8 protein-coding genes are annotated in these 12,892 nt (G+C 71.1%); 4 read left to right on the top strand and 4 right to left on the bottom strand.

The window, feature by feature from the left end:
* Positions 1–4: 4 nt before the first annotated feature.
* Entirely contained in the window at positions 5–724 is a 720-nt protein-coding gene (locus tag VXC91_RS00600; RefSeq protein WP_329504269.1) for a vWA domain-containing protein, read from the bottom strand.
* A gap of 149 nt (positions 725–873) precedes the next feature.
* On the opposite strand from VXC91_RS00600, the gene VXC91_RS00595 reads away from it, so the two are divergent.
* Positions 874–1,785, top strand: a complete 912-nt coding sequence (locus VXC91_RS00595; RefSeq protein WP_329504267.1) for a rhomboid family intramembrane serine protease — start codon at positions 874–876, stop codon at positions 1,783–1,785.
* A 140-nt stretch (positions 1,786–1,925) separates the two neighbouring features.
* On the opposite strand, the gene VXC91_RS00590 is transcribed toward VXC91_RS00595, so the two are convergent.
* The 3 genes from VXC91_RS00590 to VXC91_RS00580 form a co-directional block, all read right to left on the bottom strand.
* Positions 1,926–3,389 carry a glutamate synthase subunit beta gene (locus VXC91_RS00590; protein WP_329504266.1) on the bottom strand — a complete coding sequence of 488 codons (1,464 nt, stop codon included), beginning with the start codon at positions 3,387–3,389 and terminating at the stop codon, positions 1,926–1,928.
* Positions 3,382–7,977, bottom strand: coding sequence for a glutamate synthase large subunit (gltB, locus tag VXC91_RS00585; protein ID WP_329504327.1), 4,596 nt, complete (start codon positions 7,975–7,977; stop codon positions 3,382–3,384). Before gltB ends, VXC91_RS00590 begins: the two co-directional genes overlap by 8 nt.
* Positions 7,978–8,345: 368 nt before the next feature.
* Positions 8,346–9,077 carry a VIT1/CCC1 transporter family protein gene (locus VXC91_RS00580; protein WP_329504264.1) on the bottom strand — a complete coding sequence of 244 codons (732 nt, stop codon included), beginning with the start codon at positions 9,075–9,077 and terminating at the stop codon, positions 8,346–8,348.
* 266 nt (positions 9,078–9,343) lie between these two features.
* On the opposite strand from VXC91_RS00580, the gene VXC91_RS00575 reads away from it, so the two are divergent.
* From VXC91_RS00575 to VXC91_RS00565, 3 genes are read left to right on the top strand one after another with little or no spacing between them, the layout of a single operon-like run.
* On the top strand, positions 9,344–10,603 hold the full coding sequence (locus VXC91_RS00575; protein ID WP_329504262.1) for an ADP-ribosylglycohydrolase family protein: 1,260 nt from the start codon (positions 9,344–9,346) through the stop codon (positions 10,601–10,603).
* A complete protein-coding gene (locus VXC91_RS00570; protein WP_329504261.1) occupies positions 10,600–11,730 on the top strand; it encodes an ADP-ribosylglycohydrolase family protein in 1,131 nt (376 codons plus the stop codon). The genes VXC91_RS00575 and VXC91_RS00570 overlap by 4 nt, the downstream gene beginning before the upstream one ends.
* 7 nt (positions 11,731–11,737) lie before the next feature.
* A complete protein-coding gene (locus VXC91_RS00565; protein ID WP_329504260.1) occupies positions 11,738–12,892 on the top strand; it encodes an ADP-ribosylglycohydrolase family protein in 1,155 nt (384 codons plus the stop codon).

The following is a 12,892-nucleotide window of genomic DNA, read 5'->3' as shown; positions in this document are numbered from 1 at the left end:
GCGGTCACGCCACGATGCCCTTGGCCCGCGCCTCCGCCAGCCACTTGGGGAACTCCCCCACCAGGCGGTCGTACAGGCCCGCGTCGGACACCGTGCGCGGATCCGAACCGGCGTGGAAGAAGCCCGCGTTGTCGACGATCCGTTTGTCCGGCACCGGCAGTTCGTCGAGCCTGCGCAGGAAGTCGAACTGCTTGCTGTCCGGGTCGCCGAACCCGATGAACTGCCAGAACATCGGCAGCCTGGCCGCCTTGCACAGATACCGTTCCGCGGCGAGCCTGTTGACGGGGCCGCCGTCGGTCTGGAAGACGACGAGGGCGGGGTCCGCGGAGCCGCTGTCGAGGTAGTGGTCGATGACGGCGTCCATCGCCAGGTGGTAGCCGGTCCTGCCCATGTGCCCGAGCCCGGCCACGATCCGCTCGATCCGTCCCTGGTGGTCGGCGAGAGAGATGCGGGTGACGGCGTCGATGTCCGTCGAGAAGAAGACGACCGGCACGCTCCCGTCGTCGTCGAGGTGCGCGGACAGCCCGAGCACCCGGTCGGCGAGCGCCTGCACGCTGCCGTCCTTGTAGTACGGCTTCATGGACCCCGAGTAGTCGACGACAAGGTAGACGGCGGCCCGCTGCCCGCCCAGTCCGTGCTCGGCGAGCGATGCCCCGGCGGTCTTGTAGAGGCTGACCAGCGCGGGCGCCGTCTCCTCGACCTTGCGGAGGCTGATGGCGGCCATACGGGCTCCCTGGCGCTGCGGGGACGGGAGGCCGACGTTACGGCACCGCTCCCCCCTCACTGATCACCTTCCGCGCAAGTTCGCTATTTTGTTCGCCGCCGTCCCCACCGGCTCATCATCACCACCCATCCCCGTTCGAGGAGCCGGCCGTGGAGTCCGAGTCCGCAGTGACCACCTGCTACCGCCACCCCAAGGTGGAGTCCTACGTCCGCTGCACCCGGTGCGACCGCCACATCTGCCCGGACTGCATGCGCGAGGCGGCCGTCGGCCACCAGTGCGTGGAGTGCGTGCGGGAGGGCGCGCGGTCGATTCGGCAGGCGCGCACCGTGTTCGGCGGCCGGATCACCACGACGCCCGTGGTCACGTACGTCCTGATCGCTCTCAACGTCCTTGCCTATCTCGGCGAGTTGGTCCGTCCGGCGATCGTGGACCGGTTCGCGATGCTGGGGGCCATTCTGCGGGGACCGGACGGCGGGCACTACCTGTGGCAGTACCCGTATCCTCCGGATCTGCACGCGGAGGGCGTCGTCGGCGGGCAGTGGGAGCGGATGCTGACCGGCGCGTTCCTGCACCTGCCGCCCACCCAGGGGACCTTCGGGATCCTGCACATCGTGATGAACATGGTGTCGCTGTGGAACATCGGCAGGGTGGTGGAGGCCCAGCTGGGCCGCACCCGCTATCTCGCGCTCTACCTGCTGTCGGCCCTCGGCGGTTCGGTGCTCGTCCTGCTGCTGGCACCCGGCTCCCCGACGGTCGGCGCGTCCGGCGCGATCTTCGGGCTGGGCGCCGCGTACTACGTCATGGCCCGGCGTCTCGGCGCCGACATGAGCACCGTCAACCGGTTCATGGCGGGCCTGCTGCTGTGGCTGCTGATCTCCGCTGGCCTCACCTCCTGGCAGGGGCACCTCGGCGGTCTGCTGGCGGGCGGAGTGGTGACGCTGGTGTACGCGTACGTCCCCCGGGGCCCGCGCCGCGGCCTGATCCAGGCGGCGGTGTGCGCCGGACTTCTGATTCTGCTGGTGCTGCTGACGGTCGGGAAGGTCACCGAGCTGACGGGGTGAGCGGCGCGTTCGCCGGCGCACCCGCGGACGCGCCACGGCGCCCGCCCGACGTCCGGTCGGGGACAGGGGCAGGCGCCGTGCTCAGTTCCGTACGCCTTTGTACGGGACGCTTTATGAATGGCCGTCAGTCGGACTGGACCTCAGACCATCAGCGAGCGGTCCGTGGGGCGGATCGGGGCCGGCAGGTCGCTGGCACCGGTGAGGAAGCGGTCGACACCGCGTGCCGCCGAGCGGCCCTCGGCGATCGCCCACACGATCAGGGACTGGCCGCGCCCGGCGTCGCCCGCAACGAACACACCCGGCACGTTCGTCTGGAAGTCGGCGTCGCGCGCGATGTTGCCGCGCTCGTCCAGCTCAAGGCCGAACTGCTCGACGAGGCCGTTCCGCCGGTCGGTGCCCGTGAAGCCCATGGCGAGGGTGACCAGCTGGGCCGGGATCCTGCGCTCCGTGCCCGGCTTCTGGGTCAGCCTGCCGTCCGCGAACTCGACCTCGGCGAGGTGCAGCCACTGCACGTTGCCGTCCTCGTCGCCCTCGAAGTGGGTCGTGGAGGCCGCGTAGATGCGCTCGCCGCCCTCCTCATGGGCCGAGGTGACCTTGTACAGGATCGGGAAGGTCGGCCACGGCTGGTCGACCGGGTGCCGCTCGTCGTTCGGGCGGGACATGATCTCCAGCTGGGTGACGGAGGCCGCACCCTGACGGTGGGCGGTGCCGACGCAGTCAGCGCCCGTGTCACCGCCGCCGATCACGACCACGTGCTTGCCCTCGGCCGAGATCGGTGGGGTCACGTAGTCGCCCTCCTGCACCTTGTTGGCCAGGGGCAGGTACTCCATGGCCTGGTGGATGCCCTTGAGCTCGCGGCCGGGGACCGGCAGGTCGCGTGCGGTCGTCGCGCCCGCCGCGATCACCACGGCGTCGTACCGCTTGCGCAGGTCCGTCGCGTTCATGTCGCGGCCGATCTCCATGCCCGTACGGAAGCGGGTGCCCTCCGCGCGCATCTGCTCGATACGGCGATTGATGTGCCGCTTCTCCATCTTGAACTCGGGGATGCCGTAGCGGAGCAGACCGCCGACGCGGTCCGCGCGCTCGTACACCGCGACCGTGTGGCCCGCCCGGGTGAGCTGCTGGGCTGCGGCCAGGCCGGACGGGCCCGAGCCGATGACCGCGACCGTCTTGCCCGACAGGCGCTCGGGGGCCTGCGGCTTGACGTCACCGCTGTCCCACGCCTTGTCGATGATCGAGACCTCGACGTTCTTGATGGTGACCGGCTGCTGGTTGATGCCGAGCACGCACGCCGACTCGCAGGGAGCAGGGCACAGGCGGCCCGTGAACTCCGGGAAGTTGTTCGTGGCGTGCAGCCGCTCGGACGCCTCGGTCCAGTCCTCGCGGTAGGCGTAGTCGTTCCACTCCGGGATCAGGTTCCCCAGCGGACAGCCGTTGTGGCAGAACGGGATGCCACAGTCCATGCACCGGCTGGCCTGCTTGCTGATGATCGGCAGCAGCGCGCCCGGAACGTAGACCTCGTTCCAGTCCTTGACGCGCTCGCCCACCGGGCGGGACGTGGCGACCTGGCGGCCGTGCGTCAGGAAGCCCTTCGGATCAGCCATGAGTCGCCGCCTCCATCATCTTCTCGGTGATCTCGGCCTCGGAGAGACCGGCTCGCTCGGCGGCGTCCTTGGCGGCGAGCACTGCCTTGTAGGTGCTGGGGGTGATCTTGCTGAAGCGGTCCACGGAGACGGACCACTCGGCGAGGAGCTTCTCGGCGACCGTGGAACCGGTCTCCTCGGCGTGGCGGCGCACCACGTCGTGCAGCCACTGCTTGTCGTCCTCGTCCAGGGCCTCGACGGAGGCCTGGTTCCCGACGTTGACGTTGTCGCGGTTCAGGTCGATGACGTACGCGATGCCGCCGGACATACCGGCCGCGAAGTTGCGGCCGGTCTCGCCGAGCACGACGGCGTGGCCACCGGTCATGTACTCGCAACCGTGGTCGCCCACGCCCTCCGACACCACGAGCGCACCGGAGTTGCGGACGCCGAACCGCTCGCCCGTACGACCCCGCAGGAACAGCTCCCCGCCGGTCGCGCCGTAGGCGAGGGTGTTGCCCGCGATGGTCGAGTACTCCGCGAGATGCTCAGCCGCGCGGTCCGGGCGCACGATGACGCGGCCGCCCGACAGACCCTTGCCGACGTAGTCGTTGGCGTCGCCCTCCAGGCGCAGCGTGATGCCGCGCGGCAGGAAGGCGCCGAAGGACTGACCCGCCGAACCCGTGAAGGTGATGTCGATCGTGTCCTCGGGCAGGCCCGCGCCACCGAACTTCTTCGTCACCTCGTGGCCGAGCATGGTGCCGACCGTGCGATTGATGTTGCGGATCGCGACCTGGGCCCGCACCGGCTGGGCGTCGGCCTGGGAGCTCGCGGCCAGGGCGTCGGCGGCGAGCCTGATCAGCTCGTTGTCGAGCGCCTTCTCCAGCCCGTGGTCCTGGGCGACGATCTGGTGGCGCACCGCACCCTCGGGCAGCTCGGGCACGTGGAACAGCGGCTCCAGGTCCAGGCCCTGCGCCTTCCAGTGGTCGACGGCCCGGGTCACGTCGAGCGCCTCGGCGTGGCCGACGGCCTCCTCGATGGAGCGGAAGCCCAGCTCCGCGAGCAGTTCGCGGACCTCCTCGGCGATGAACCGGAAGAAGTTCACCACGAACTCGGCGTTGCCGGTGAAGCGCTCGCGCAGCACCGGGTTCTGGGTGGCGATGCCGACCGGGCAGGTGTCCAGGTGGCAGACGCGCATCATGATGCAGCCGGAGACGACGAGCGGCGCGGTCGCGAAGCCGAACTCCTCGGCGCCCAGCAGCGCGGCGATGACCACGTCACGGCCGGTCTTCAGCTGTCCGTCGGTCTGTACGACGATCCGGTCGCGCAGGCCGTTGAGCAGCAGGGTCTGCTGGGTCTCGGCGAGACCCAGCTCCCAGGGGCCGCCGGCGTGCTTCAGCGACGTGAGCGGGGAGGCGCCGGTGCCGCCGTCGTGGCCGGAGATCAGGACGACGTCCGCGTGCGCCTTGGAGACACCCGCGGCGACCGTGCCGACGCCGACCTCCGAGACCAGCTTCACGTGGATCCGCGCCTGCGGGTTCGCGTTCTTCAGGTCGTGGATCAGCTGGGCCAGGTCCTCGATGGAATAGATGTCGTGGTGCGGCGGCGGGGAGATCAGGCCGACACCAGGGGTGCTGTGCCGGGTCTTGGCCACCCACGGGTAGACCTTGTGGCCGGGCAGCTGGCCGCCCTCGCCCGGCTTGGCGCCCTGGGCCATCTTGATCTGGATGTCGTCCGCGTTGACCAGGTACTCGGAGGTCACGCCGAAGCGGCCGGAGGCCACCTGCTTGATCGCCGAACGGCGCGCCGGGTCGTACAGGCGGTCCGGGTCCTCGCCGCCCTCGCCGGTGTTGGACTTGGCGCCCAGCCGGTTCATGGCGATGGCGAGCGTCTCGTGCGCCTCCTTGGAGATGGAGCCGTACGACATGGCGCCCGTGGAGAAGCGCTTGACGATCTCGGACGCCGGCTCGACCTCGTCGATGGAGATCGGCTGCCGGTCGGACGCGAAGCCGAACAGGCCGCGCAGCGTCATCAGGCGCTCGGACTGCTCGTTCACGCGGACCGTGTACTTCTTGAAGATGTCGTACCGGCCGGTTCGCGTGGAGTGCTGGAGGCGGAAGACCGTCTCCGGGTCGAACAGGTGCGGCTCGCCCTCGCGGCGCCACTGGTACTCGCCGCCGATCTCCAGCGCGCGGTGCGCGGGAGCGATGCCGGAGGCAGGGTAGGCCTTGGCGTGGCGGGCGGCGACCTCCTCGGCGATGACGTCGATGCCGACGCCGCCGATCTTGGTGGCCGTGCCGTTGAAGTACTTGTCGACGAAGGCCTCGTCGAGACCGACGGCCTCGAAGACCTGGGCGCCGCGGTAGGAGGCGACCGTCGAAATGCCCATCTTGGACATGACCTTGAGGACGCCCTTGCCCAGGGCGTAGATCAGGTTGCGGATGGCCTTCTCGGTGTCGACGCCCGGCAGGAAGGTGCCCGCCCGGACCAGGTCCTCGACGGACTCCATCGCCAGGTACGGGTTGACGGCCGCGGCACCGTAGCCGATGAGCAGGGCGACGTGATGGACCTCGCGGACGTCGCCGGCCTCGACCAGCAGGCCCACATGGGTGCGCTGCTTGGTGCGGATGAGGTGGTGGTGGACCGCCGCGGTGAGCAGCAGCGACGGGATCGGCGCGTGCTCGGCGTCCGAGTGGCGGTCGGAGAGCACGATCAGGCGGGCGCCGTTCTCGATGGCGGCGTCGGCCTCGGCGCAGATCTCCTCCAGGCGCGCGGCGAGCACGTCGCCGCCGCCGGAGACCCGGAAGAGACCGGAGAGCGTCGCGGCCTTCATGCCGGGCATGTCACCGTCGGCGTTGATGTGGATGAGCTTGGCCAGCTCGTCGTTGTCGATCACCGGGAAGGGCAGCATGACGCTGCGGCAGGAGGCCGCGGTCGGCTCGAGCAGATTGCCCTGCGGGCCCAGCGCCGAGCGAAGGGAGGTGACCAGCTCCTCCCGGATGGCGTCCAGCGGCGGGTTGGTGACCTGCGCGAACAGCTGGGTGAAGTAGTCGAAGAGCAGGCGCGGACGCTCGCTCAGCGCGGCGATCGGCGAGTCGGTGCCCATCGAGCCGATCGGCTCGGCACCGGCCTTGGCCATCGGCGCGAGGATGACGCGCAGCTCCTCCTCGGTGTAGCCGAAGGTCTGCTGGCGGCGGGTGACCGACGCGTGGGTGTGCACGATGTGCTCGCGCTCGGGCAGGTCGCCCAGCTCGATCTCGCCGGCCTCCAGCCACTCCTCGTACGGCTGCTCGGCGGCGAGGGTCGCCTTGATCTCGTCGTCCTCGATGATGCGGTGCTCGACGGTGTCGACGAGGAACATGCGGCCGGGCTGCAGGCGGCCCTTGCGGACGACCTTGGAGGGGTCGATGTCGAGGACCCCGACCTCGGAGCCGAGGACGACGAGGCCGTCGTCGGTGACCCAGTAGCGGCCGGGGCGCAGGCCGTTGCGGTCGAGCACGGCTCCGACCTGGGTGCCGTCGGTGAAAGTGACGCAGGCGGGGCCGTCCCAGGGCTCCATCATCATGGAGTGGTACTGGTAGAAGGCGCGCCGGGCCGAATCCATGGAGTCGTGGTTCTCCCACGCCTCCGGGATCATCATCAGCACGGAGTGCGGCAGGGAGCGGCCGCCGAGGTGCAGCAGCTCGAGCACCTCGTCGAAGGAGGCGGAGTCGGAGGCCTCGGGGGTGCAGATCGGGAAGATCCGCTCCAGCTTCTCCTGGGGGCCGAACAGTTCGGAGACCAGCCGGGACTCGCGGGCCCGCATCCAGTTGCGATTGCCCTTGACCGTGTTGATCTCGCCGTTGTGCGCGACGAAGCGGTACGGGTGGGCGAGCGGCCAGCTCGGGAAGGTGTTCGTGGAGAAGCGCGAGTGGACCAGCGCGATGGCCGTGGCGAAGCGGCGGTCGGACAGGTCGGGGAAGAAGGGCTCGAGCTGGCCGGTGGTCAGCATGCCCTTGTAGACGACGGTGCGCGCGGACAGCGACGGGAAGTACACGCCGGCCTCGCGCTCGGCGCGCTTGCGCAGCACGAACGCCTTGCGGTCGAGCTCGATGCCCTTGCTCGCGTGATCCGCGACGAACAGCTGGCGGAAGGCGGGCATCGTGGAGCGGGCGGTGGCACCCAACATCTCCGGGGCGACCGGGACCTCACGCCAGCCGAGGACGGTCAGGCCCTCGTCCGCGGCGATCGTCTCGATCTGCGAGACGGCCTCGGCGGGGTTCGCCTGGGGCAGGAAGGCGATGCCGACGGCGTAGCCACCCGCCTCGGGCAGCTCGAATCCGGCCACCTCGCGGAAGAACGCGTCGGGCACCTGGGAGAGAATGCCGGCACCGTCACCGGAGTCGGGCTCGGAGCCCGTGGCACCGCGGTGCTCCAGATTGCGCAGAACGGTGAGCGCCTGCTCGACCAGCGCATGGCTCGCCTCACCGGTGAGGGTGGCCACGAAGCCGACGCCGCAGGCGTCGTGCTCGTTGCGGGGGTCGTACATACCCTGCGCTGCAGGGCGAGCATCCATGAACGACCAGTTCTGGCCATTCGCGGAGTGCTGGGACGGCTGGCGCGGCGTACGCATCGGCTCTCCCGTCGTCGTCATGTGGCATGTGCAGGTGCCGAGGGACGACGTTGGCCCTCTGCGTCGGGTGCAAAATTTCGTGCAGGTTACATGATGGAGTGCTTCTCGGGAACCGGACAGATCATTCCAGCATGCGGACATTGCCGACGCGTGGCACGGGTTGCACGTGCGGCAATGGAATCAGGGGGGCACAAGCGGACAGATCGGTGTCCCTTGACCCAGAGTACGGCGGGCTTCGTCGCCCGGTGCGATGTCGTGCGGCGTAGGCGTCGTTGCCCGCGGCGCTTACGGCTCATGCCCGGTGGCCGAGCAGTCGAAACCGCCGAGTAACAACTACTTATGCGATCCTTCGCATAGATAGCTCATCGTCATCCTACGGCGGTACCGAACAGACTGCCCAGGGCGTACGTCACACCCGCCGCGGCACCCCCCAGGGCGAGCTGCCGAAGACCGCTGTACCACCAGCTGCGCGCCGTCACCTTGGCCACCACCGCGCCGCAGCCGAACAGCCCGGCGAGGGCGAGCAGCACGGCGGGCCACAGGGTATGAGCGCCGAGCAGAAAGGGCAGGACCGGCAGGAGTGCGCCGAGCGCGAACGACCCGAAGCTGGATACGGCGGCGACCGCCGGGGAGGGCAGATCGCCGGGGTCGATGCCGAGCTCCTCGCGCGCGTGTATCTCCAGGGCCTGCTCGGGGTCGCGGGAGAGCTGCCTGGCAACCTCGCGGGCCAGCGCCGGCTCGACGCCGCGCGCCTCGTACAGCGCCGCGAGCTCCTCCTCCTCGCCCTCCGGGTGCTTTCTCAGCTCGCGTCGCTCGACATCGAGCTCGGCCTCGACGAGCTCACGCTGGGAGGCGACGGAGGTGTACTCGCCGGCGGCCATGGAGAAGGCCCCGGCGGCCAGGCCCGCGAGTCCGGTGATGACGATGGTCTGCTGGCTGACGGCCCCGCCGGCGACTCCCGTCATCAGGGCCAGGTTGGACACCAGGCCGTCCATCGCACCGAAGACGGCCGGGCGCAGCCAGCCACCGTTCACATCTCGATGCGTGTGATTGTCCCGGTGCGCCTCGTGCAGCGTCGCCTCGGTCTCGATGATGGCCATACCCGGGCCCCCAGAATGCTTGATTGGACTTCTTCCACTTTTTGACAACACCAAAAGTATGTCGGAAATTGCCGTGCCGCCAGCAAGGAAAGGCTGGGCTAACCTGCGACTTCTCCCCTTGTCGCTCATCCGTGCCCACCACTGCACAGATGTCGGTCGGGTGATGCTGCAGCCCGCAAGGCACGGGGGAACCGCTCACGTGGGACAGATGCGCAAAGGGGTTCCACACCCCGATACAGGGGGGTGCCTGAAAGGAGAGGCACCGTATGGCCATCGCCTGCATTCCCCCGGCCCCGGCCCCCGGGGACGCCGCCGGTCTCCGTGAACGGGCGCGCGGCGCACTGCTCGGTCTCGCCGTGGGCGACGCGCTGGGTGCGCCCGCCGAGAACATGAAGCCGTCCGAGATCCGCGCCCGCTGGGGCCGCATCACCGGCTATGTCGCAGAGCAGCCCTCCGGCACGGACGACACCGAGTACGCGATCTTCTCGGGGCTGCTGCTGGCCCGGCACGGCTCGGCGCTCACCGTGGCGCATGTGGAGGCGGCCTGGCACGAGTGGATCGCGGACCGGGACGAGGGACCGTTCCGCGGAGCGGGGTTCAGCGAGCGGGGCACGCTGGAGAACCTCCGCCGTGGGCTCGCGGCGCCCATCACGGCGCAGCACCGGCACGCCTGGAGCGACGGTCTCGCCATGCGCGCGGCGCCCTTCGGCGTCTTCGCCGCGGGCCGGCCCGCGGAGGCGGCCCGGCTCGTGGCGATCGACGGCTCGGTGAGCCACGAGGGGGAGGGCATTCACGGCGGCCGGGCGGTCGCGGCCGGGGTCGCGGCGGCGATGACGGGCGCGTCCACGTCCGCCGTGGTGGCCTCGGCTCTCGCGGTCGTCCCCGACGACTCCTGGACCGCCCGCTCCCTGCGCCGCGCGGTCGCCCACGCCCACCGCGGCGCCCGCGCGATCCGCTCAGCGGTGGTGATCGGCGGCTATCCCTGGACGGACCTCGCCCCGGAGGCGGTGGCCCTGGCCTTCGGCGCGTACGCGGCGGCGTACGGCGACTTCACGAAGTCGGTGCTCACCGCGGTCAACATGGGCCGGGACGCCGACACCACGGCGGCCGTCGCGGGTGCCCTCGCCGGCGCGACATGCGGGATGTCGGCGATCCCGGCCGAGTGGGCGGCGGCGATCGGCCCGGCCCGCGGCCGCTGTCTGCCGTCCATGGAGGGCCACCACGTACTGGACGTGGCGGAGCTGCTGACCCCCGGGGACGACGGCAAGTGGGGGACGGCGGTCGCGGGCCTGTGGGGCAGGGACGCGGGCACGGGCGCCCGGCAGGGCGGCCGCGCACGGAGTGACGGTCCGGGGCGGCGCGGTAAGCCCGCTCGGCGTGGCGATCGCGGCGGCCCCGCTCGGCGTGGTGATCCCGTACGGCAGAGTGGTCCCGCACGGCAGGAGGCGCTGGCCCACCCCGATCCGGCGGCGTACGCGCAGGCGGCGTACGTGAAGAGTGGGGACGAGGACGGGGTCGAGCCGTGAGCGACACCGAGGCCCCCCGTCGTGTCGAGGGTCTCCTGCTCGGGCTCGCCGCGGGCGACGCCGCCGGATGGCCCGCCGCCCGGCATCGGGCCGCCCGTATGCCCGAGTGGACCCGGCGGCTGACCCGGGAGCTGGACGCCTTCGCCGAGCAGAACGCGACCACCACTCTGCCCGTGCCCATCGCCCTCAACCAGCCGCCGGAACCGCTCAGGCTCGGACCGTCGGACGACGCCGAGTGGGCGGCGTTCGCCGCTCATGCCGTGCTGCGGGCCGCGGACACCGGCGCGCTCGGCGACCTCGACCACCGGCGCGGGATACGCGCGGCCATCGACCTGTCCTGGAACACGATCGCCGGAGAGGTCGCCGCGGCGGCCGACCGCGCCCCCGAGGTCGAGTCGGCGCGGGTGACCCTGCGCGCCCGGATCTCCGTGCGCGCGGGGCTCGGCAACCTCGCCACCGGGCTGCGCCCGCCCGCCACCGGCCACGACAACCCGCACTACTTCGACGACGCGGCCTGCGTACGGGCCTGCGTCCTCGCTGTGGCACATCCGGGAGATCCCCGGCTCGCCGCCGAGCTGGCCGAGTTCGATGCTCGCTACACCCAGGACGGCGACGGGGTGCACGGCGCCCGCGCCATGGCCGCGGCCCTCTCGCTCGCCCTGTCCGGTCAGGCGGTTGACGCATGCGTGGCGGCCGCACTCGCCGAGCTCCCCGAGACCACGGAGATCGGCCGCAACGCCCGGCACGCGCTGGAGCTGGCCCACGGCGGAGGTGGCGCGTTCCCCGTGGTCCCGTTGCTGGAGCACCAGATCGTCGACCACGTCTACAGCTACGGGATCGCCGCCGCGGAGACGGTCCCGATCGCGCTCGCCCTGGCGACGGCGGCCCGCGGCCGGATCGCGGAGGCCGTGCCCGCCGCCGCCTGTCTGTCGCGGGTCGCCGACTCCGCGCCCGCCCTGGCGGGCGCGCTCACGGGTGCGCTCGGCGGCGGAGAAGCGATCCCGACCGCCTGGCGCGAAGCCTGCCGCACCCTCTCGGGCTGCGCTCTCCCCCGCCTGGCCGGAACGGACCTCGTACGCCTCGCCGAACTCCTGGAGGCGACGGAACTGGCTGCCCCCGGTGGATGATTCGGACATGACGCCCACTTCTGACGAGACGACACCTCTCGACGAACGCATCACCGACGCCCTGGTCGGCGCCGCCGTCGGCGACGCCCTCGGCGGACCCGTCGAGGGATACTCCCCCGAGCAGATCGTCGAACGGCACGGCGGCCGCGTGCACGGGATCGTCGGACCCTGGCACGGTGACGCGTGGCGCACGGCCCGCCCCGTCGCCCCGTACCACAAGGGCGACGGTCACGTCACCGACGACACCTTGATGACCCACGCGCTGGTACGGGTCTACGGGGCCGTCCGCGACCATCTGGACGCCTACGCGATGGCCCGGCATCTGGTCCCGGACCTGATGACCAACCCTTGCTGGATCCCGGAACTGGAGACGGAGGCGATTCCCCTCCAGCGGATCTTCCTGGCGGAGAAGTGGCTGGTGGCACGGCTGCACTACGGCCACGTCGACCCGCGCGAGGCCGGCGTCGGCAACATCGTCAACTGCGGCGCCGCGATGTACATGGCGCCGGTGGGCCTGGTCAACGCGGCCAATCCGCCGGGCGCCTACGCCGAGGCGCTGGATGTCTCGGGAGCGCACCAGTCGTCGTACGGCAGGGAGGCGGCCGGGGTGTTCGCGGCGGCGGTGGCGGCGGCATGCGAGCCCGGCGCGACACCCGACTCGGTCGTGGCCGCGTGCCTGTCGCTGGCGAAGGACGGCACGCGCGCCGCCATCGAGACGGTCTGCGACGCGGCGTCCCGCTACTCGGACTTCGAGTCGGCGCTGCGGCCGTTGCGGGAGGCGGTGGCGCCGTACGACACGGTCGGACCCGACTACCGTGCGCCGTCCCTGGGCGCCCGCCGCCCCTCCCGGCTGCACGCCATCGAGGAACTCCCGGTGGCGCTCGGCATGATGGTGGTGGCACACGGCGACTTCCGCCACGCGGTGCTCGGCGCCGTGAACTACGGCCGGGACTGCGACTCCATCGCGACGATGGCGGGCGCGATCACCGGCGCCCTGGGCTCGGAGGTCCCGGAGTACTGGGCGAAGGCGGTCGAGGAGGCGAGCCGTCTCGACCTGCACGCGCCGGCCCGGACGCTCACGGAGGTGACACGGGAGATCTTCGCCCGTGACGTGTCCCGGCGCCGGGCCCATGAGGCGGCGTTCACCCGGATCGGAGGCTGA

Origin of the sequence: Streptomyces chiangmaiensis, from assembly GCF_036281785.1 — a bacterium.
Lineage (GTDB): Bacteria > Actinomycetota > Actinomycetes > Streptomycetales > Streptomycetaceae > Streptomyces > Streptomyces chiangmaiensis.
The sequence above is the reverse complement of the archived record's forward strand: the minus strand, read 5'-3'. Positions and strand labels throughout refer to the sequence as shown.

Excerpts from the sequence above, each read along its gene's own strand:
- VXC91_RS00565 (WP_329504260.1), top strand. The coding sequence starts at position 11,738 with ATGACGCCCACTTCTGACGAGACGACACCTCTCGACGAACGCATCACC.
- gltB (WP_329504327.1), bottom strand. The coding sequence starts at position 7,977 with ATGCGTACGCCGCGCCAGCCGTCCCAGCACTCCGCGAATGGCCAGAAC.
- VXC91_RS00590 (WP_329504266.1), bottom strand. The coding sequence starts at position 3,389 with ATGGCTGATCCGAAGGGCTTCCTGACGCACGGCCGCCAGGTCGCCACG.
- VXC91_RS00575 (WP_329504262.1), top strand. The coding sequence starts at position 9,344 with ATGGCCATCGCCTGCATTCCCCCGGCCCCGGCCCCCGGGGACGCCGCC.
- VXC91_RS00580 (WP_329504264.1), bottom strand. The coding sequence starts at position 9,077 with ATGGCCATCATCGAGACCGAGGCGACGCTGCACGAGGCGCACCGGGAC.
- VXC91_RS00600 (WP_329504269.1), bottom strand. The coding sequence starts at position 724 with ATGGCCGCCATCAGCCTCCGCAAGGTCGAGGAGACGGCGCCCGCGCTG.